An 18,498-nucleotide genomic window follows, 5' to 3' on the forward strand; every position below is an offset into this window, starting at 1 on the left:
GCTTGCTAGCGGTGGTGCTTGCTAGCGCACGGGCAGCGGGCTGGCCAGGTAGTCGGCGCCGGTGAGCTCGCCGTCGTTGAAGGAGAGCACCCACACCGAGGACTTCTTGAACTTGAGGTCCTCCACCGGGGCCTTGAGGAAGACCGGCTCGAGGGCCTTGATGATGCCCGGGATGGTCTCGCCCTGGCTCACGATGACGGGCACGCCGCCGGCCTTGACCACGCGCTGGAAGGCGCGCATCGCCGCCGCGGGGTCGACCGCGAAGACCTCGTCGCCGAAGTCGGAGTTGACTGCGATGTCGAGCCCGAGTTCGTCGGCAAGCGGCGCGGCCGTCTGCTGGCAACGCTGCGGGGTGGCGGAGTAGATCGCCGTGGGGTGGTAGGGGGTGAGCATCGGCACGAGCATCTCAGCCTGGCGGCGGCCCTTCTTATCCAGCGGGCGCAGGTTGTCATCGCCAGCCCAGTTGCGGCGCTCGTGGGCGCGGGCGTGGCGCACGTAGAGCACGCGGGTGGTCGGTGACTTCAGCAGGCGCTTGCGGGCCTTATCCAAAACCTCAGTGTCTACGTCGTAGGACAGCAGCTCGCAGGCCTCCGCAATGGGCATCCAGCGCAGCTCATCGGTCTCGCTGTTGGCGTTGTAATCGCCCTCGAGAGCCTTGGCCAGCCAGTAGTAGACCACCTTGGTGCGCCCCTGCACCGGGTAGGTGACCTTGCCAATGAGCTTGCCCAGGCGCACCTGGTAACCGGTCTCCTCCCAGATCTCGCGGGCGGCGGTCACAGGCAGGCTCTCGCCGGGATCGACCTTGCCCTTGGGCAGGGACCAGTCGTCGTAGTGCGGGCGGTGAATGATGGCCACCTCGGGATCGTGGGGGTCGCCGCGCCACAACACAGCACCGGCCGCCAGCGTGGTGCGCTTGAACTCCTTGGCCGGGTCAACGGGGATTTCCTGGTGACGGCCGCAGACAAAAACGTCAGACTTGGCGTCCTTGTCCGTTTCATGCATGTTCTTGGCCTTGGGCATAATGCTTCGCTGCTCCTTGCTGTCGTGGCGGTGGTGCGCTGTGCTGTTTTAACGGCCGTGCGCCGTGGACGATGCGCTGTGGACTGTGCTGCACGGTGCTGGCAGGCGCCACAAGCGCACAGGCTTTATCCATTTTCCACCTTTGGGCTCGCGTGTGCATCTAAGCGCGCCGAACACCACCCCAATTAGTGCCCAGCGCTCATGAGAGCCGGTGGAAGAAAGCACGGGCGTGATTAAATGGCAGGGACGTAGATTCGCTAACGGGAGGAAGACAGCATGGTCAAGGTGGCAGTGATGGGTGCGGGCTCGTGGGGAACCACCCTGGCAAAGGTCTTCGCCGATGCTGACAATGAGGTCAGCCTGTGGGCCCGCCGCGAGAACCTGGCCCAGACCATCAATGAGACCCACGAAAACCCGGATTACCTCGCGGGGCTGCGCCTGCCGGACTCCATCGTCGCCACCACGGATCCCGCAGCGGCCCTGCATGGCGCGGAGATCGTGGTGCTCAGCGTGCCCTCGCAAACGCTGCGCCCCAACCTGGAGACCTGGGCCCCGCTGCTGCCGGAGGAGGCCTCGGTGGTCTCGGTGTCCAAGGGCGTGGAATCCTCCACGCTTAAGCGCATGAGCGAGGTTATCGCCGATGCCGCCGGCATTGAGGATTCGCGCATCGCGGTGCTCTCCGGGCCGAACCTCGCCCGCGAGATCGCCGAGGAGCAGCCGGCGGCCACCGTGATTGCCTGCAGTGACGAGGAGCGCGCCAAGCTCATCCAGCACGCGGCCGCAGCGCCCTACCTGCGCCCCTATACCAACATCGACGTCATCGGGGCGGAGATCGGCGGCGCCTGCAAGAACGTCATCGCGCTGGCCTGCGGTATGGCAGCCGGCAAGGGCCTGGGCAACAACACTATGGGCACCATCATGACCCGCGGTCTGGCGGAGATTACCCGCCTGGGCGTGGCACTGGGCGCGGATCCCTTCACTTTCTCCGGCCTGGCTGGGATGGGCGATCTCGTGGCCACCTGTAGCTCGACGCTCTCGCGCAACCGCACCTTTGGCTACCGCCTGGGCCAAGGTGGCACGCTGGAGGAGGCCACCGCCGCCACCAACGGCCAGGTGGCCGAGGGCGTTATCTCCTCCGACTCCATCTTCCGCCTGGCCAGCCAGGCCGGGGTGGACATGCCCATTACCCGCGCAGTCTTCGGCGTGTGCCACGAAGGCATGAGCGTGGATGACATGATCGTCGCTTTGATGGGTCGCACCAAGAAGGCCGAATAGGACAGGGTAAAGTTTGCGTTTATGACTCAAGCGCACCCTGATAACACCCAGGATTCTTCCCTCACCAGCGGCAAGGCCGAGCCCAGCACGAAGATTCGCGTGGGCGTGGTTTACGGCGGCCGCAGCTCCGAACACTCGGTGTCCTGCGTTTCCGCCGGCTCGATCATGGCGCATCTGGATGCGTCCAAGTACGAGCTCGTGCCCATCGGCATCACCAAGGAGGGCACGTGGACCCAGGGAACTACCGAGGGCCTGGCCATCCGCGACGGCGTCCTACCGGAGGTAGCCCTCAAGGACGAGCTGGCGCTCTCCCTCAACCCGGCCACCAAGGGCCGCTTCCACAACGTAACCAAGGAATGCCACCACGCCGAGGTGGACGTGATTATTCCGGTGCTGCACGGCCCCTTCGGTGAGGACGGCACGGTGCAGGGGCTCTTTGAGCTCTCCGGGATCCCCTACGTGGGCGCGGGCGTGCTCGCCTCTGCCGTGGGCATGGACAAGGAGTTCACCAAGAAGTTGCTGCACGCCGAGGGCCTGCCGGTGGTGCCGGAGGTCATCCTGAAGGACGGCGCGGTGGAGCTCAGCAGCGCCCAGCGCGAGGATCTGGGTCTGCCGGTCTTTGTCAAGCCTGCCCGGGGTGGTTCCTCCATTGGGGTTTCCCGCGTGACGGACTGGGCTGACTTTGAGAAGGCCGTGCGCCTGGCCTACGAGTCCGATTCCAAGGTGCTCATCGAGCCGGAGATCCTCGGCGCCGAGGTGGAGATCGGCGTGCTGCAACGCCCGGACGGAAGCCTCGTGGCCTCCGTGCCGGCCAAGCTTTTGGGCACCACAGACTCGGAGGAGGGCTTCTACGATTTCGACGCCAAGTACATCGACGAAGGCGTCTCAGCCCAAATCCCCGCGCCGCTGGATGAGGCGACCACCGAGGAGATCCGCGCCCGCGCCGTCGAGGCTTTCCAGGCGCTGGGCTGCAGCGGCTTGTCCCGCGTGGATTTCTTCGTGACGGACAAGACCTACTACATCAACGAAATCAACACCTTCCCTGGCTTCACGGCGATCTCCATGTACCCGCAGGTCTTCGCCGCCACCGGCGTTGCCTACGCGGAGCTGCTCGACACCCTCATCGCAAGCGCCCTGGCCCGCTAGCTGCCTATTGCTCGGGTGTGGTTTCCACGAGGGCGTCGCTGAGCTTGACCAGCGCGGAGTTGGCGGCGTCCTGCGGGGCCGAAAGGACCAGGTCATTCGCGCGGCCGAGGGCGAACCAGCGCCCGGAGGTGGTTCCCTCGCCCAGGGTGGTGTCCTCGAACCAGGGCACGTCATTGACCTGCTGCAACTGCACGCCCGCGCGGTAGTTCTCCGGCGGGGCCACCCCGCAGCGCACCACGATGTCCTCGCGGCCTGTAGCGCTCCACACAGTGACGTTCTTGGCAGAAGCATCCTTGGTAGGCACGTCGCTGCGGCGCTCGTAGCCCTCGGCGATGGACTCCGGCAAGGCCGCGTTGAGGTCAGCGCACATGGAATCCGGGCCGGCCTTGAGCTCAGAGAGGGGAGCAGCGGCAGGCGTGTTGTGCTGAGCGGGAACCGCAGCGAGGACATCGCCTAGCCCCTCGGGGCGGGAGTCATCAAAGGTGGTCACCGCCAGCACCGGGAAGCGCTCGGTGCTGTACCAGGTGGTGAGATCGGAGCCCGGGGTCATGTCCTTGACCTGTAGCCAGGCTTCGCCCTCGACGTCCTCGGTCTGGGAGTACTCGGTGTACTGCAGCGGCAGATCCACGCCACAGCGCAGCGTGACCTTCTCCTCAGAGTTGCTGGCCCAGGCGGCAGCCCCGGCGGGGACTGGCTCGGCGATCTCCGCGCGCGGCTGGCCCATGAGCTCCTTGGGGGCGGCCTCGATAGCCGCGGCGCACTCGGGGGAGTCGGCGTGATCAGACTGGACAGGAGCCATGGCCACCGGCGCCTTGGCCACGTTTTCATAGACAAACTTGGCGCCGAAGATAACCGCCACCACCATCACGAGGGAGAGTCCAAGAGCGATATAAATGGCGGTGCGGTTAAATTGGTGGGTCATAGGGAATCATCCTAACCGCATCTGCACCGACGACGAAAGGCAGTAAGGCAACAGTGCGCCTGTCACAGACCCTCGCCCAGGCGGGCGAAAAGCAGGTCATCGAAGAGATCGTGGCCGCGGCTCCCAGCTCGCTCAACGGCGACGATGCCGCCGTGCTGTATCCCGCCACCCCGAACTCACGCACGGTGGCAGCCACGGACATGATGGTGGAGGGCCGCCACTTCCGCCGGGATTGGTCCACGCCCAACGAGGTGGGCCACAAGCTCATCGTGCGCAACTTCGCCGACATCGAAGCCATGGGCGCGCGCCCCACCGCCGCGCTGTTGGCCGTGGCCGCCCCGGCCGACACCCCGGTGGGCTTTGTCCGTGGCATCGCCCAGGGCATTGCTGAGCGCTGCGCCATTTACAACGCCGAGCTGGTGGGCGGGGATCTCACGCGGGCGGACTGCCTGGTGATCACCGTGACCGCCATCGGGGCCCTGGGCGGAAGCCAGGAGCCGCTGACCCTGGGGGCCGCTCGCCCCGGCCAGAAGCTAGTGGCGCATGGCAAGGTGGGCTACTCGGCGGCGGGGCTGGCGCTCTTGGAGCGCTTTGGCCGCGCACTGCCCAGCGGGTTGGAGGAGCTGTGGCCGCTTGTCGACGCCCACTGCGCCCCCGAACTCAAACCCGGGCGCGGCATGATTGCGCGGGCCACCGGAGCCACCGCCATGACCGATAACTCTGACGGGCTGGTCTCCGATCTCACGCAGATTGCCCAACGCTCCGGGGTGCATATCGATGTCGCCGAGGAGGCCATTGCCCCGGATTCCCTGCTGGTTACTGCGGGCGCGGTGCTCAACGTGGATCCCTGGCAGTGGGTGCTTTCCGGCGGAGAGGACCACACGCTGTTGGCCACCACCTTCAATGCCGCCCCCAGCGGTTTCCGGGTGCTCGGTGAGGTGCAGCGCGGCAGTGGCGTGAGCATCGGCGGCAAGGAGCCGCGTTTTACTTCCGGATGGGAGAGCTTCTAATGACTGAGCGTGACACCCGTGCGGCATCCACCCTGCCGCACTCGAGGCTTTTTGATCTCTCCATCGTGCATCCTTCCTGGTGGCCGGTCCTCGGCCCGGCGGTGGAGGACTACCTGCCGGGAATCGAGGAGAAGCTCGAGGGCCAGGACTTCCTGCCGGCGGCCGAGGACGTGTTCCGGGCTTTCTCCTTGCCGCTGAACAAGGTGCGCGTGCTCATCGTGGGCCAGGATCCCTATCCCACCCCGGGGCATGCGATGGGCATGTCTTTTTCCACGAAGCCCGGTGTGCCGGCCCCGCGCTCCTTGGTCAATATCTACGCCGAGCTGGAATCCGATCTCGGTCTTGGCGGGCGCGAGGACGGGGACCTGCGCGCGTGGGCGGATCAGGGCGTGCTTTTGCTCAACAGGGTCCTCACGGTCTCGCCCGGCAAGGCAGGTTCCCACCGCGGCGTGGGCTGGCAAAAGATTACTGAGGCCGCCATCCGCGCACTTAACGCGTTTCCCATCGTGGCAATCCTGTGGGGCAGGGACGCCCAGGCCTGCACGAAGTTCTTGCCCAACGTGGAATGCCTGTGTTCCCCGCACCCCTCGCCGCTGTCCGCGCACCGCGGTTTCTTTGGCTCCAAGCCCTTTTCCCGTGCCAACGAGGCCTTAGTCCGACGTGGGGCGCAGGAAGTGGACTGGCACTTGTAAACTAACCCCCATGTCCTTTCCGAGTGCGTTAGATGCCCAGGGCCTGCACCGCTGGGCGCAGAGAACCGTGGCCGAACTGTCTCACCGCCGCGCCGAGATCAACGCGCTCAACGTCTTTCCGGTCCCTGATGCCGATACCGGCTCCAACATGGCGCACACAATGGAGGCCGCATTGGCCGAGGTGGACAAGGGCGGCGATGTCGCTGAGGCGCTCGCCATCGGCTCGGTGCGCGGGGCGCGCGGCAACTCCGGCATGGTGCTTTCCCAGGTTTTGCGCGGGGTGGCCGATGCCACCGTGGATTCCCGCATCGACGGGCCCATCCTGGCCCAAGCACTCAACCAAGCTGTGGTGCTGGTAGAGCGCGCTATCTCCACCCCGGTGGAGGGCACAGTCATCTCCGTGTTGCGCGCGGCTGCCCAGGCTGCCAGCGAGGCCGCCGCTGAGCCCGGCGCGCAGCTGCACGAGATTGTGGTGCACACCATCGCCGCGGCGCGGGTGGCGCTGGATAAGACACCTTCGCAGCTCGCCGTGCTGCGCGAGGCCGGAGTAGTCGATGCCGGCGGCACAGGCTTCCTTATTCTTCTGGAGGCGCTGCTCGCGGAGCTCGAGGGCGCCCGCGCCGCAGAGGCGGAGGAGATCCCAGATAGCGAGTACGAACTCGAGGTGGTCTTCTTCTACGAAGGCGACGTGGAGGCGCTGGAATCCGCCATCTCCCCGCAGGGCAACAGCCTCATTGTGGCCAGAGCGGATGAGAGTTCTGCCAGCGTGCACATCCATACCTTTAACGCCGGTGGGGTGATCGAAACTGCCTTTGGCTTGGGAGCGGTATCTGGCCTGCGCCTGGAGGTATTGCCCGCCGCACCGGCGTCCAGCGAGGAACGTTCTGCGGAGCAGCGCCGAGTCTTTGTCCTCGCCCCGAGCGGCCCAGTCTCCGCGCTTTTTGAGACCGCCGGCGCGCAGGTGCTGGCGCCAGGGGAGTCCGCTGCCGGGGCAGGAGCTAGCAAGCAGGATATCTTCCTCGCCAATGGCTATCCCGGGGAGCCCGGCCCGGCGCAGGTGGTTTCTACTGATTCGCTGGTGTCGGGGCTGGCGGCCATCTCCGTGTACCAACCGGACGACCCAGATACGCAGGCGATGCTCGTCGCGATGAACGATGCCGCTCGCTCCATGCGGGTGGGCCGCCCGGCGCGGGAGTCGCCCGCGGCGGTGCTGGCGTGCTGCCAAGAGATGCTCGCCCAGGGCGGCGAGCAGATCACCATCTTGACGGAGCAAGCCCTGGATGAGGACGAGCTTTCCAGGGCGCTTGGCGTGGACGTCGTGGTGCTGCGCGTTGCTGGGATGAGCACTGAGATCGGGGTGGAGTAGCAGTGCTGGGGTGGCAGGATGATAGGCCCTTGGTTTCGGTGCTGCCGAAGAAGGACGCCAGCGCCCTCAAGCGTGCCTTTGGCTATACCACCTGCGGCGAGCTGCTGAGCCACTATCCGCGCGATTACATCCGCCACAACAAGGACGTGGGCCTCGGCAACGCCGCGGAGGGGGATTACGTCACCATTACCGGTGTTATCACCCGCATCCAGCAGCGCGATACCGCGAAGACCTTCCTGCTCACGCTCACGATGGACAGCGGGATCACCGCCACCTTCTTCAACGCGCACTACCTGCTGCGCGTATTACGCAGCGGCATGCGGCTCATGCTCAGCGGCAAGCTGAAGTTCTTCCGCAACCAGCCACAGCTGCAGCACCCTGACTTCGTCATCATCGATGCCGGCGGGGGCGCGCCTGAGCTTTCCGGTGGTCGCACGCCCAAGCTTCAGGCCACCGGCTCCCTGCGCAACCTCTCGCAGTTCGGCTCCCTGGAGGCCCTGCTGGAGCGAGAGTGGATTCCGGTCTACCCGGCCAGCGGTAAGGTCACCTCGTGGTACATCATGGGGGCCATTCACAAGGTGCTGGAGGCGACTCCACCCATCGAGGAGCCGCTGGACTATCGGATGATGGTCACCCTTGATCAGGCGGTGCGCGAAATCCACGAGCCGCCGGCTACGGGCCCCGAGCGCGCCATTCAGCGGCTCAAGTACAACGAGGCGCTGTCCATCGGCCTGGTCATGGCGCTGCGTCAGCGCGATGCGCAACTGCGTACGGCCACCCCCATGCCTGCCATCCTCGGTAGCTACCGCGAGGAGCTGCTGGAGAGTCTTCCCTTCACCTTGACCGAGGGCCAGCGCACGGTCTTGGCGGAGATAGACGAGGATCTGGCCGGCACCCGGCCGATGAGCCGCCTGCTGCAGGGCGAGGTGGGCTCGGGCAAGACCATGGTGGCCATCTGCGCCATGCTGCAGGCTGTCGACGCCGGCAAGCAAGCCGCCTTGCTCGCCCCCACGGAGGTGTTGGTGGCGCAGCATGGGGCGTCGATAAGCGCCAGCGTTCCCGAGGGGGTGCGGGTGACGGTGCTCAGTGGCTCGATGCGTACCGCCGAAAAGCGCCAGGCGCTGCTCGATATCGTCTCCGGCGAGGCGGACATTGTCATCGGCACCCACGCGCTTATCCAAGACTCGGTAGAGTTCTTTGACTTGGGCCTCATCGTGGTGGATGAGCAGCATCGATTCGGCGTGGAGCAGCGCGATACCCTGCGCAACAAGGCGCGCGAGGGCATTAGCCCGCACCTGCTGGTGATGACAGCCACCCCCATCCCGCGGACGATCGCCATGACGGTCTTCGGGGATCTGGCCGTCTCCACGCTGCGGGAGCTGCCGCGCGGGCGCTCGCCCATTCAGTCCTCGGTGGTCCCGGAGTGGATGCCCAGCTGGGTCTCCCGTGCGTTGCAGCGCATCCGCGAGGAGGTGGCCGAGGGACACCAAGCCTACATCGTCTGCCCCCGCATTGAGGGCGAGGGCGGCGTACTGGAGGTAGCCGAGCAGCTGGCTGCCGGGCCGCTCAAAGGGTTGCGGGTGGACGTTATGCATGGCCGACTCAGCGATAAGGACGAGGTGATGGAGCGCTTCGCACGAGGGGAGACCGACGTTGTGGTCTCCACCACGGTCATTGAGGTGGGCGTGGACGTGCCGAATGCCACCGTGATGCTCATCCGCGAGTCGGAGAACTTCGGTGTATCTCAGCTTCACCAGCTGCGCGGGCGTGTGGGCCGTGGCCGGGCCGCTGCGGTGTGCCTGTTCCACACCACGGCCCTGGAGCACTCCAGCTCCTTTAACCGCGTGCGCGCGATTGCGGATACCACCTCCGGTTTTGAGCTTGCCGAGCTGGACCTGCGTCAGCGCCACGAGGGCGACATCCTGGGCACCGTGCAGTCCGGAACGAAGCGCACCCTGAAGCTGCTGGACCTCGTGCGTGACCGCGACATCATCGAGCGCACGCATAGCGACGCCGCCGCCCTGGTCAGCCGCAACCCCGAGCTGGCCCTGAAGCTCACCCGCAACTTGAGCGACGAGGAGCAGGAGTACCTGGACAAGAGCTAGGCAAGTCTTTCATCCCAAGCCTGCCCGGAGCCTGCGTTCTCCACCCCGGCTCCGAGTTCGTGCTCTAGAAGTCTAGCCCTGGAAGTACAGACCTCGGCGTCGCCAAGCGCTGAGCCCACCGCTGAGAAGACCGCGACCTGTAGGTTTCGACTTCCAGGGCTAGACTTTTGCGTTCGGCAGGCGGCTTGGGAGGGGTTCACCAGCACCCCGGTCAGTAGATGCCGCGTCTGCCCCGTGCTGTTGCCTGTCTACAGCTACAAGGCTGAACCTAGAAAGCTGAACCTCCAGGTCGCGTCTGACGCATTCGGTGGCGCTGAGCTTGGCGACGTCGAGGTTCAGCCCTCCAGGTTCAGACTTTTAGGGTTGGCCGGGACAACGCACCCCGGACGCGTGCGGTGGGCGAGTGCGCGATAGTGTAGAGCCCATCACATTCGCATACACAAGGGGAGGCACCCATGACCCGCATCATCGCCGGCGAGGCCCGCGGCCGCACCATCAAGGTTCCTGAGGCCGGAACACGGCCCACCTCAGATCGCGCCCGCGAGGGGCTCTTTTCTTCCCTCAATGCGCGCTGGGGATTCCACGATTGCCGCGTGCTCGATCTCTTTGCTGGCTCCGGTGCTCTGGGCCTCGAGGCAGCCAGCCGCGGTGCGGAGGACGTGGTCCTGGTGGAGGACAACCCGGCCGCGGTGAAAATCATCCGCCACAACGTTGGCGTGGTCAAGCACCCGCGGGTGGAGGTCCGCGAGATGAAGGTCTCCTCCTACCTGGCCAGTGCGCCGCGTGGCTACTTCGACATGGTGCTGGCGGATCCGCCGTACTCCTTCGAGGACGTCGACGGGCTGCTGGCTGCACTGGAGCCCGCGCTTGCCGACGCCGCCATCGTGGTCATCGAGCGCCACGTGGACTCCCCTCAGACCGAGTGGCCGGAGGGCTTCGAGGCCACCGGCCAGAAGCTGAAGAAGCGTACCTTTGGCATCGCCCGCTTCGACATGGCCATTTACCACCGCCCAGGTACTGACCACGACACAGAGGACTAGGAATTTCCCATGAGCACCCACGCAGTTTGCCCCGGTTCCTTCGACCCCATCACCCTGGGACACGTGGATATCTTCCACCGCGCAGCCCAGCTCTTTGACAAAGTAACCGTGCTGGTCACCGCCAACCCTGATAAGCCCTCCGGCCTGTTTAGCGTGGAGGAGCGCGTGGCCTTCATCCGCGAAGCCGTGCCGGAGAACATCAACGTGGACTGGTGGAGCGGGCTGCTTGTGGATTACACCACGGCCAACAACGTGGACACGCTGGTCAAGGGCTTGCGTTCCTCTCTGGACTACGAGTACGAGCTGCCGATGGCGCAGATGAACCGCCGCCTGTCGGGCATCGACACCGTCTTCTTGCTCACGGATGAGAAGTACGGTTATATCTCCTCCTCCCTGTGCAAGCAGGTGGCAAGGTACGGCGGCGACGTCACCGGGATGTTTCCCGAGCACGTGGCTGAGGCTGTCATGGCCCGCTACGCCGCCCAAGAAAAGTAGTTTCTCGTTGTAGCACTATCGCAGTGCGCAATCCCTGTGCCCTAAGGAGTCTGTGATCTATGTCCGCTCTGGCCCTCGCGCTAGCCATCTTCGCCGTTGTTGTCGTTGGTTCCACACTGCAACGCGTTTCGGGCATGGGCTTGGGGCTCATCGGCGGGCCGATTCTCACGCTCATGCTGGGCCCAGTCGAGGGCATCATGGTGATCAACGTGCTGGCCATGATCAATGCCGCGCTGTTGAGTTACTCGCTGCGTGACCGCGTGGATTGGAAGAAGTGGGCGCAGATCGGTCCAGTGATGATCCTAGGTTCGCTGCCGGCGGCGTTCCTTATCTCCCGGATGGATACCGCGCCGCTGCTGGTGCTGGTGGGCGGGGCATTGCTCGTAGCCTTGGGCGTGGTGAGCTTCGGCCGCCGCTTTGTCCCGGAGATGAACGGCGTCGGCCCGGCGGTCTCCGCCGGCATCCTGGGCGGCTTCACCAACACGCTGGCCGGCGTGGCCGGGCCGGTGATCACCGTCTACGCCCAGGCCGCGCGCATGCCGCAGCACGTCTATGCGGCGACCCTGCAGCCCTGTTTCATGGTGGGCGGGTTGTTCTCGGTGCTGACCAAGCTCTGTGTCGGCGCTGGCGACTTCCACGGTCTGCCGTGGCTGGTATGGCCGCTGGGAATCCTGGGCATGTTCGTGGGCATCGCCGCAGGCAACCGGCTGGCTAATCGAGTTCCCCGGGAGAAGGCGCGCATTCTCTCCCTCAGCGTGGCCAGCCTGGGCGCTCTCAGCGCCCTGGTGCGCGGGCTGACCTCGCTCTAGAGCCCGCGGGCCGCCTCGTTGAAGCGATCAATGGTGGCCAGCAGCGCGTCCTGGGCGGCGATGATTGCCAGGTTAAGCGCGTGGAAGAGCTGGTCATCGTTCATGCCCGCGGCGGTGACAAAGCAGGCGTCGCCACGCAGCTCGATGAGGCCGTCGACGTTGCCCACCAGCGCTCGCCCGTCGAAGGCGCCAGCGTTGTACTCGTTGCTCAGCACGCACATCACCGGCGCGAGATCCTCGAAGGGAAGCTCGGTGGGCAGCACGCAGTCAACCTTGACCACGCTGTCGGCGGTGGAGATCACCCAGTCCAGCTCGTTGAGGCGCGCCACGGCGGCCTCGGCATCCTCGGGGTGAGCCACCGCAGCCATATCGAGCTCCGGGCCGTTGAGTGCGCTGAGCACGCGCTCGCGGGTGACCTGCGGCAGCGGGGAGTGGGAAAGAAACGGTGCGGTATCCATAATTAGTTCTCCTCGCTGTCTGCGGCGTTGCCTGCCGCCCACGGCGCGGCCTGCGGGTAGTGCTGGGCCAAGGCGTCGAAGATCTCCCCGAAGCTGTCGAAGGCGCTGAGCACGAACGCGGCAAGCTGCTGCTGGCTCATGCCCTCGCCCACGGCCATGGCGCGGTTGGCGCCGACGAGGATCTCCTCGTTGCCCTTGGCGCCCTCCTCCACGAGGTAGCTCAAGGTCGGGGCCACGGACTCCCAGTTGAACTGGGAGAGCGTGAGCGAGATCTCGTCCTCCGCGGAAGCGGGGAGGCGGGCCTGCCAGGTGGCAAAGGCGCTGAGGATATCCTCCTCGATGTCGAGGTGGATGCTCACGTGCGGAATGCCGGTCTGCAGGACCAGCTGCGGCTCGTCCGCATCCTCGGCGGGCTTGTCCACGATGACGTATTCGGCGTCGAGAAGCTCGAAGACCTCCACCAGGCGGTGGATGGTCACCGGGTGGATCTCGGCGGCCTGCTCGGAGGCCAGCGCGTTATCGGTGCTACTCACTAGGAGTCGCCTCCGGCCTGCTGGGCGGACTCGGAGCCCAGCTTGGCCATCTCCTCGGCGGCGGCCACCATGGCGTCCTGGGCGGAAATGACTCCGTCGACCGCACCGTGCAGCGCGGTGGCCAGCTGCTCGTCGCTCATGCCGGCAGCGCACGGGATATCGGACTCGGTGCGCACCACGAGCAGGGTGTCGTGCTCGGTGATGACGGCGCGGGCGCCGAAGGACACCGAGTTGATCTGGTTGGCGGCCAGGAAGAGGCCGGCATCGGCCTTGGCAAAGACGGCGTCGGTAGGCACATCGCAGCGCACGATGACCACAGTGTCGAGCACCGCGAAGAGGCAGGGCAGCCCGTTGAGGTTGGCCGTGGCGGAGTCGTTGCGGCCCTCCACTGGGGTCAGCTCAACGTCGTGGCTCTTCATGGCCTCAATGACGCGGTCGAGGGTGACCGCCGGCAGCGCGTGCGGGTTCGAGTTAGTCATGGTTGTGCTCCTCCCAGGTAACAAGCTGCGGGTACTGTTGCTCGACCCACGCGAAAGACTGCAGGATGGCATCCAGCGTGGACATCACGAAGGCGCCGATCTGGTTGCGGGACGCGCCGTGGGCCACGTTGAGCTGGCGCACGCCCGAGACCGCGAGGGTCTGCTCGGGGCCCTCAAAGAAACGAAAGGTCGGCGCGAAGTGATCCTGGTTCCACTGGTTGATCACCATGAGCAGGGTGGGCCCCTCAGAGGTGGGGATGGAACCGCGCCAGACGGAATCGACGGTGAGGGAATCACCGGAGAGCTGCATCGCAATCGCGGCGTTGGAAAAACCGCTGCGCAGCATGCGTACGGTCTGGGCCTCGCCCTCGGTCTCGCCTACAGTTTGCTCCTCAAGGCGGTACTCGAGCCCCTGCATGTCAAAGATCTCGGCAATGCGCTCCAGCGTCACCGGCTCCACGGGGGTATCGGGCAACAGCTCGCTTTCTGCGCTGTCGTTATCAGGCCTGGGTGTATCAGTCACAGTGTGATCTCACTCGGTTCTCTCGGTTAACAATGGACCTCACCGAGGGTACCGGAGGCGTGGTGCAGCGGGGCTACGCGGTGCGGGCGTGGCGGCCCTTCTCACTCGACTCACTCGGTGGTTAGGCCGTGGAGGTCTCAACAAGCTGCTCAGCGCCCAGCTCATGCGCGAGCGCCTGCTCGATGGTGGGGTAGCGGAAGACGTGGCCGTGCTGCGTGACGCGCGCGGGCAGGACCTTCTGATCCGCCAGGGCCAGCTCGCGCGCCCCCTCCTTGCCCAGCAGCAGGGCAGGTCCCAGGGTCGGGATGGGGACAACGGCCGGGCGCTTGAGGGTGCCGCCCAGCGCGGCGCCGAAGTCCTTGTTGAGCACCGGCGTAGGGGAGACCGCGTTAAAGGCGCCTTCCCAGGACTCGTCGAGGGCTGCGCGCACGTACATGTCGGTGAGATCATCCAGTGCCACCCAGCTGTACCAAAAATTGCCCTTGCCCAGGGAGCCGCCCAGGCCGGTGGAAAACAGCGCGCGCATGATCGGCAGCACGCCGCTGTTGCCGGAGAGCACCACCCCGGTGCGCATGCTCACCACGCGCACGCCGCCGTCCCGGGCGGGTTGGCAGGCTGCTTCCCAATCGGCGACGACGTCCGCCAAAAAGCCCTCGCCGCGGGAGGAATCCTCGTGCAGCTCGGTGCTGCCGCGGTCCGGGCCGTAGAAGCCGATGGCCGAAGCGCAGATCATCGCGCGGAGCCCCTCGGTGCGGGCGGCGAGCTCCGCCAGGCGGCGGGTGGGCTCCACGCGGGAGGAGCGGATGTCCTTCTTGTGCGCGGAGTTGAAGCGGCCGAAGATGGGTTCGCCGGCCAGGTGGATGAGGACGTCCGCCCCGCGCAGCAGATCCTCGGTGGGGTCCTCCGGGCGCCACAGGCGTTGGGCGCCGGTGGGGCCGGTGGGCGCAGAGCGCACCAGCGGGATGACCGTGTGGCCCAGGGTGCTCAGCTGCGCGGCCAGGGCGCGCCCCACCCCTCCGTGGGAGCCGGTGAGCGCGATAGTCAGCGGGCGCTCGTTGAGCGGGCCCAGCTGCTGGGCAAAGGAGATATCGCCGATGAGCTGGCGCTGACGGTAGGCAAAGATGGACTCGAGCGCTGATCCGGGGATGCGGGTATCCACGGTATCGGTGATGAGGGTCCCCTGCGGGTGATCACTGAAGCGGTGATCGTGGCGCCACTGAGCCAGCGCGCGCATGGGCGCGCTGATGCAGACATCACTGAAGGAATGCCCCTTGAGATAGCGCGAGAGATCGTGGCGGGCCACCCACTTCAAGCCGCCGGCGATGCCGAGCACGGAGGTGCCATCGGCCAAGGACTCGGCCTGGCTCAGCGGTGTCATGAAGGTAAAGGGCGGGGTGAGGCGAGTCAGCGCGCCGGCTCGGGTATGCCAGTGCCACACCTCGTTGCGCTCGGCGGGCACGACATGCTGCGCTTGAAAGCTCACGGTGAAAGTTTCCTTCCTTTCGCAACGGGCCAAGGGCGGTGGGGAGGGGAGAGGGGTGGACTGGCCACCGGGGGTGCCTCTGTGTGTGCATGTTCGCCTCCACTCCGGGCAATGGTGCTAAGGTTACATGTGGCTTTTAAGCATAGACATGAAAGTCACCATTTACCGGCATCCTTTAAAGACCGCACCGTGAGGCGGGGAAGGAGGTCACGATGAGTGGAGCTGACACCCACGCGGAGTCCGGCGGCGTGAGCAACGAGCTCATGAATTCCGAGGACGTCGCGCGTACTGTCGCACGCATCGCGCACCAGATTATTGAAAAGACGGCGCTAGGCTCCGAGGGCGCACCTCGAGTCGTTCTCCTTGGCATTCCCTCTGGTGGCGTGCCTTTTGCTCAGCGCCTAGCCACCAAGATTGAAGAATTCTCCGGGGTAGAGGTTCCCTGGGGTTCCCTCGACATCACTCTCTACCGCGACGATCTGCGCTCCAAGCCCCACCGGGCCCTGCAGCCGACCACCATCCCGGACGGCGGCATCGAGGGCGCAACGGTCATCTTGGTCGATGACGTCCTCTTCTCCGGGCGCACCATCCGCGCGGCCCTTGACGCTGTGGCCGACGTTGGCCGCCCCGACGTCATCCAGCTCGCCGTCCTCGTGGACCGCGGCCACCGCCAGGTTCCCATCCGCGCCGACTACGTGGGCAAGAACATCCCCACCGCGCGCGAAGAAGACGTTTCTGTCTACAGCGCGGCTATTGACGGCCGCGATGCAGTCGTGCTTACCCGTCAGAATGCTGAGGCTTAAATGAAACACCTCATTGATATCTCCGCCCTGTCCGCCGACGAGATCCTCGGCCTCATGGATGAGGCGGATCGATTCCGCGAGGCCCTCGAGGGCCGTGAAGTCAAGAAGCTGCCCACCCTGCGTGGGCGCACCGTATTTACCCTCTTCTTTGAAAACTCCACCCGTACCCGCTCCTCCTTTGAGACCGCGGGCAAGTGGATGTCCGCCGACGTCATCAACCTTTCCGCCTCCACCTCCTCGGTGAAGAAGGGCGAATCCCTCAAGGACACGGGGCTGACCCTGACGGCCATCGGCGCCGATGCCATCATCATCCGCCACCCCTCCTCGGGCGCTGCCCAGCAGCTCGCGCAGTGGGTGGCCCCGAACGGTCAGGGCCCCTCCGTCATCAACGCTGGCGACGGCTCGCACCAGCACCCCACGCAGGCGCTGCTCGACGCCGTGACCATGCGCCAGCGTTTAGGCCTGCACGCCACCGCACAGGGCACGGGCTTTGAGGGCCTCAAGGTGAAGATCGTGGGCGATTGCCTGCACTCCCGCGTGGTGCGCTCCAACGTAGATCTGCTCAGCGCCCTCGGCGCGGAGGTCACCCTGGTGGCACCGCCGACGCTGCTGCCGCAGGGCGTGGAGCACTGGCCGGTGAAGGTCTCCTATGACTTTGACGCCGAGCTGGCCGACGCCAACGTGGTCATGATGCTGCGCGTGCAGGCCGAGCGCATGCACGGAGGGTTCTTCCCCTCCCACCGCGAGTACGCCAACCTCTACGGCCTGTCCAAGCAGCGCGCCGCAGCCCTGCCCAAGGAGGCCATCATCATGCACCCCGGCCCGATGCTGCGCGGCATGGAGATCAACTACGCGGTGGCCGATTACGACCAGGCCGCCGTGCTGCAGCAGGTCAACAACGGCGTGCACGTGCGCATGGCAGCACTGTTTACACTGCTCACCAATGGCGAGAACGCCGGAATCTAGGAGAAGCTTTGACGATGACTCATTACCCAGAAACCGGCGCCCTGCGCGCCCCGGCAGCGCAGTCCCTGCTGATCACCAACGTCCGCCCCTACGGCGAGGGCGAGCCGACTGCCGTCTTCATTAGTGAGGGCACCATCGAGGCCATCGGGGCCGAGGCCGCCGAGTGCAGAGCAGACCGCACCATCGACGCCGAGGGCCACGTGCTGCTGCCGGGCTTGGTGGACATGCACGTACACTTGCGCGAGCCGGGCCGCGAGGACACCGAGACCATCGAGACCGGCTCTAAGGCCGCGGCCAAGGGCGGCTTTACCGCTGTGTTCACCATGGCCAATACCTCCCCGGTGACGGACCAGCCGATCATCGCGGAATCTGTGTGGGCGAAGTCCCAGGCACTCGGCCTGTGCGACGTCCACCCGGTGGGCTCCATCACCAAGGGCCTGGAGGGCAAGTCCCTCACGGAGTTCGGCATGATGGCCCGCAGCGACGCCAAGGTGCGCATGTTCTCCGATGACGGCAAATGCGTGCAGGACCCGCAGCTCATGCGCCGCGCCCTGGAATACGCCAAGGGCCTGGACGTGCTGCTGGCTCAGCACGCGGAGGATCACCGCATGACCGAAGGCGCGTGTGCCCACGAGGGCGAGAACGCCGCCAGGCTGGGCCTGCGCGGCTGGCCCCGCGTGGCTGAGGAGTCCATCGTGGCCCGCGATGCCCTGCTGGCGCGCGACTACGGCAACCGCATGCACATTTGCCACGCCTCGACCACGGGCACCGTGGAGCTGCTCAAGTGGGCCAAGTCCCAGGGCATTCCACTCACCGCCGAGGTGACCCCGCACCACCTCATGCTTACTGACGACAAACTGGTCACCTACGACGGAGTCTTCCGCGTCAACCCGCCGCTGCGCGAGCAGCACGACACCGAGGCCCTGCGCCAGGCGTTGCTCGACGGCACCATCGACGTCGTAGCCACCGACCACGCCCCGCACGGCTCTGAGGACAAGTGCGTGGAGTTCGAAAACGCCAAGCCGGGCATGCTGGGCCTTGAGTCCTCCCTGGCGGTTATCGCCAAGATCTTCGTCGCCTCCGGCCTGGCGGACTGGCGCTTCGTGGCGCGAGTCATGTCGGAGCGCCCCGCCGAGATCACCCGCCTGCCGGGCCACGGCCGCCCGATTGCCGTCGGCGAGCCGGCCAACCTCACCATCGTCAACCCCGATTACCCCTGGGTCTCCGATTCCACACAGCTGGCTTCCAAGTCGGAGAACAACCCCTACGAGGGCGAGGAGTTCGGCGCCAAGGTCACCCACACCATCCTGCGCGGCGCAGTGACTTACGACTTGGCCAGCGAATCCGCGGGCGAGGGCTCAGAAGATCGCTAA

19 protein-coding genes are annotated in these 18,498 nt (G+C 65.9%); 12 read left to right on the forward strand and 7 right to left on the reverse strand.

Annotated features, from left to right (window positions below; all coding sequences use genetic code 11):
* Positions 1–21: 21 nt before the first annotated feature.
* A complete protein-coding gene (locus Q4E25_RS02475) occupies positions 22–1,020 on the reverse strand; it encodes a bifunctional NUDIX hydrolase/histidine phosphatase family protein (RefSeq protein WP_303153663.1) in 999 nt (332 codons plus the stop codon).
* A gap of 276 nt (positions 1,021–1,296) precedes the next feature.
* Here Q4E25_RS02475 and Q4E25_RS02480 point away from each other — a divergent pair, with 276 nt between their 5' ends.
* Together Q4E25_RS02480 and Q4E25_RS02485 are read left to right on the forward strand one after the other, a co-directional pair.
* Entirely contained in the window at positions 1,297–2,295 is a 999-nt protein-coding gene (locus Q4E25_RS02480; RefSeq protein WP_303153665.1) for an NAD(P)H-dependent glycerol-3-phosphate dehydrogenase, read from the forward strand.
* 21 nt (positions 2,296–2,316) lie between these two features.
* Complete coding sequence (locus tag Q4E25_RS02485) at positions 2,317–3,441, forward strand: D-alanine--D-alanine ligase family protein (protein ID WP_303153667.1); 1,125 nt, start codon at positions 2,317–2,319, stop codon at positions 3,439–3,441.
* Positions 3,442–3,445: 4 nt separating this feature from the next.
* Here the strand turns inward: Q4E25_RS02485 and Q4E25_RS02490 are convergent, their stop codons facing one another.
* On the reverse strand, positions 3,446–4,363 hold the full coding sequence (locus Q4E25_RS02490) for a DUF3515 domain-containing protein (RefSeq protein ID WP_303153669.1): 918 nt from the start codon (positions 4,361–4,363) through the stop codon (positions 3,446–3,448).
* 53 nt (positions 4,364–4,416) lie between these two features.
* Between Q4E25_RS02490 and Q4E25_RS02495 the strand changes: the two genes are divergently transcribed.
* The 7 genes from Q4E25_RS02495 (at position 4,417) to Q4E25_RS02525 (ending at position 11,880) form a co-directional block, all read left to right on the forward strand.
* Positions 4,417–5,373, forward strand: coding sequence for a thiamine-phosphate kinase (locus Q4E25_RS02495; RefSeq protein WP_303153672.1), 957 nt, complete (start codon positions 4,417–4,419; stop codon positions 5,371–5,373).
* A complete protein-coding gene (locus tag Q4E25_RS02500; RefSeq protein ID WP_303153674.1) occupies positions 5,373–6,065 on the forward strand; it encodes a uracil-DNA glycosylase in 693 nt (230 codons plus the stop codon). Before Q4E25_RS02495 ends, Q4E25_RS02500 begins: the two co-directional genes overlap by 1 nt.
* 10 nt (positions 6,066–6,075) lie before the next feature.
* Positions 6,076–7,431 (forward strand): DAK2 domain-containing protein, encoded by a 1,356-nt coding sequence (locus tag Q4E25_RS02505; RefSeq protein ID WP_303153676.1) that lies wholly within the window; start codon positions 6,076–6,078, stop codon positions 7,429–7,431.
* A 2-nt stretch (positions 7,432–7,433) separates the two neighbouring features.
* Positions 7,434–9,536, forward strand: a complete 2,103-nt coding sequence (locus Q4E25_RS02510; RefSeq protein WP_303153678.1) for an ATP-dependent DNA helicase RecG — start codon at positions 7,434–7,436, stop codon at positions 9,534–9,536.
* 455 nt (positions 9,537–9,991) lie between these two features.
* Complete coding sequence (gene rsmD, locus Q4E25_RS02515; protein WP_303153681.1) at positions 9,992–10,576, forward strand: 16S rRNA (guanine(966)-N(2))-methyltransferase RsmD; 585 nt, start codon at positions 9,992–9,994, stop codon at positions 10,574–10,576.
* Between the two features lie 9 nt (positions 10,577–10,585).
* Positions 10,586–11,071: a pantetheine-phosphate adenylyltransferase gene (gene coaD / locus Q4E25_RS02520; protein WP_303153684.1), complete on the forward strand. Its 486-nt coding sequence runs from the start codon at positions 10,586–10,588 to the stop codon at positions 11,069–11,071.
* A 68-nt stretch (positions 11,072–11,139) separates the two neighbouring features.
* The gene (locus tag Q4E25_RS02525) at positions 11,140–11,880 is read left to right on the forward strand and encodes a sulfite exporter TauE/SafE family protein (RefSeq protein ID WP_303153973.1); all 741 of its coding nucleotides are present in this window, start codon (positions 11,140–11,142) and stop codon (positions 11,878–11,880) included.
* Here Q4E25_RS02525 and Q4E25_RS02530 read toward each other — a convergent pair.
* From Q4E25_RS02530 to Q4E25_RS02550, 5 genes are all read right to left on the reverse strand, one after another.
* The gene (locus Q4E25_RS02530) at positions 11,877–12,338 is read right to left on the reverse strand and encodes a hypothetical protein (RefSeq protein ID WP_303153687.1); all 462 of its coding nucleotides are present in this window, start codon (positions 12,336–12,338) and stop codon (positions 11,877–11,879) included. The two genes, Q4E25_RS02525 and Q4E25_RS02530, sit on opposite strands and share 4 nt — an antisense overlap.
* A gap of 2 nt (positions 12,339–12,340) precedes the next feature.
* Positions 12,341–12,871, reverse strand: a complete 531-nt coding sequence (locus Q4E25_RS02535; RefSeq protein ID WP_303153690.1) for a YbjN domain-containing protein — start codon at positions 12,869–12,871, stop codon at positions 12,341–12,343.
* Positions 12,871–13,350 (reverse strand): YbjN domain-containing protein, encoded by a 480-nt coding sequence (locus Q4E25_RS02540; RefSeq protein WP_303153693.1) that lies wholly within the window; start codon positions 13,348–13,350, stop codon positions 12,871–12,873. Before Q4E25_RS02540 ends, Q4E25_RS02535 begins: the two co-directional genes overlap by 1 nt.
* Positions 13,343–13,873: a YbjN domain-containing protein gene (locus Q4E25_RS02545; RefSeq protein ID WP_303153696.1), complete on the reverse strand. Its 531-nt coding sequence runs from the start codon at positions 13,871–13,873 to the stop codon at positions 13,343–13,345. The genes Q4E25_RS02540 and Q4E25_RS02545 overlap by 8 nt, the downstream gene beginning before the upstream one ends.
* 121 nt (positions 13,874–13,994) lie before the next feature.
* Positions 13,995–15,356, reverse strand: coding sequence for a TIGR01777 family oxidoreductase (locus Q4E25_RS02550; RefSeq protein ID WP_303153699.1), 1,362 nt, complete (start codon positions 15,354–15,356; stop codon positions 13,995–13,997).
* A gap of 212 nt (positions 15,357–15,568) precedes the next feature.
* Here Q4E25_RS02550 and pyrR point away from each other — a divergent pair, with 212 nt between their 5' ends.
* The 3 genes from pyrR to Q4E25_RS02565 are packed head-to-tail and all read left to right on the forward strand — an operon-like array spanning position 15,569 to position 18,498.
* Positions 15,569–16,159 (forward strand): bifunctional pyr operon transcriptional regulator/uracil phosphoribosyltransferase PyrR, encoded by a 591-nt coding sequence (gene pyrR / locus Q4E25_RS02555; RefSeq protein ID WP_303153701.1) that lies wholly within the window; start codon positions 15,569–15,571, stop codon positions 16,157–16,159.
* Positions 16,160–17,125, forward strand: a complete 966-nt coding sequence (locus Q4E25_RS02560; protein WP_303153704.1) for an aspartate carbamoyltransferase catalytic subunit — start codon at positions 16,160–16,162, stop codon at positions 17,123–17,125.
* Between the two features lie 14 nt (positions 17,126–17,139).
* Complete coding sequence (locus tag Q4E25_RS02565) at positions 17,140–18,498, forward strand: dihydroorotase (protein WP_303153707.1); 1,359 nt, start codon at positions 17,140–17,142, stop codon at positions 18,496–18,498.

The sequence above is a fragment of the Corynebacterium sp. genome (genome assembly GCF_030532325.1).
GTDB lineage: Bacteria > Actinomycetota > Actinomycetes > Mycobacteriales > Mycobacteriaceae > Corynebacterium.

Coding starts and splice junctions, on each gene's coding strand:
- Q4E25_RS02565 (WP_303153707.1), top strand. CDS start 17,140: ATGACTCATTACCCAGAAACCGGCGCCCTGCGCGCCCCGGCAGCGCAG.
- rsmD (WP_303153681.1), top strand. CDS start 9,992: ATGACCCGCATCATCGCCGGCGAGGCCCGCGGCCGCACCATCAAGGTT.
- Q4E25_RS02490 (WP_303153669.1), bottom strand. CDS start 4,363: ATGACCCACCAATTTAACCGCACCGCCATTTATATCGCTCTTGGACTC.
- coaD (WP_303153684.1), top strand. CDS start 10,586: ATGAGCACCCACGCAGTTTGCCCCGGTTCCTTCGACCCCATCACCCTG.
- Q4E25_RS02530 (WP_303153687.1), bottom strand. CDS start 12,338: ATGGATACCGCACCGTTTCTTTCCCACTCCCCGCTGCCGCAGGTCACC.
- pyrR (WP_303153701.1), top strand. CDS start 15,569: ATGAGTGGAGCTGACACCCACGCGGAGTCCGGCGGCGTGAGCAACGAG.
- Q4E25_RS02560 (WP_303153704.1), top strand. CDS start 16,160: ATGAAACACCTCATTGATATCTCCGCCCTGTCCGCCGACGAGATCCTC.
- Q4E25_RS02485 (WP_303153667.1), top strand. CDS start 2,317: ATGACTCAAGCGCACCCTGATAACACCCAGGATTCTTCCCTCACCAGC.
- Q4E25_RS02475 (WP_303153663.1), bottom strand. CDS start 1,020: ATGCCCAAGGCCAAGAACATGCATGAAACGGACAAGGACGCCAAGTCT.
- Q4E25_RS02480 (WP_303153665.1), top strand. CDS start 1,297: ATGGTCAAGGTGGCAGTGATGGGTGCGGGCTCGTGGGGAACCACCCTG.
- Q4E25_RS02505 (WP_303153676.1), top strand. CDS start 6,076: ATGTCCTTTCCGAGTGCGTTAGATGCCCAGGGCCTGCACCGCTGGGCG.
- Q4E25_RS02540 (WP_303153693.1), bottom strand. CDS start 13,350: ATGACTAACTCGAACCCGCACGCGCTGCCGGCGGTCACCCTCGACCGC.
- Q4E25_RS02500 (WP_303153674.1), top strand. CDS start 5,373: ATGACTGAGCGTGACACCCGTGCGGCATCCACCCTGCCGCACTCGAGG.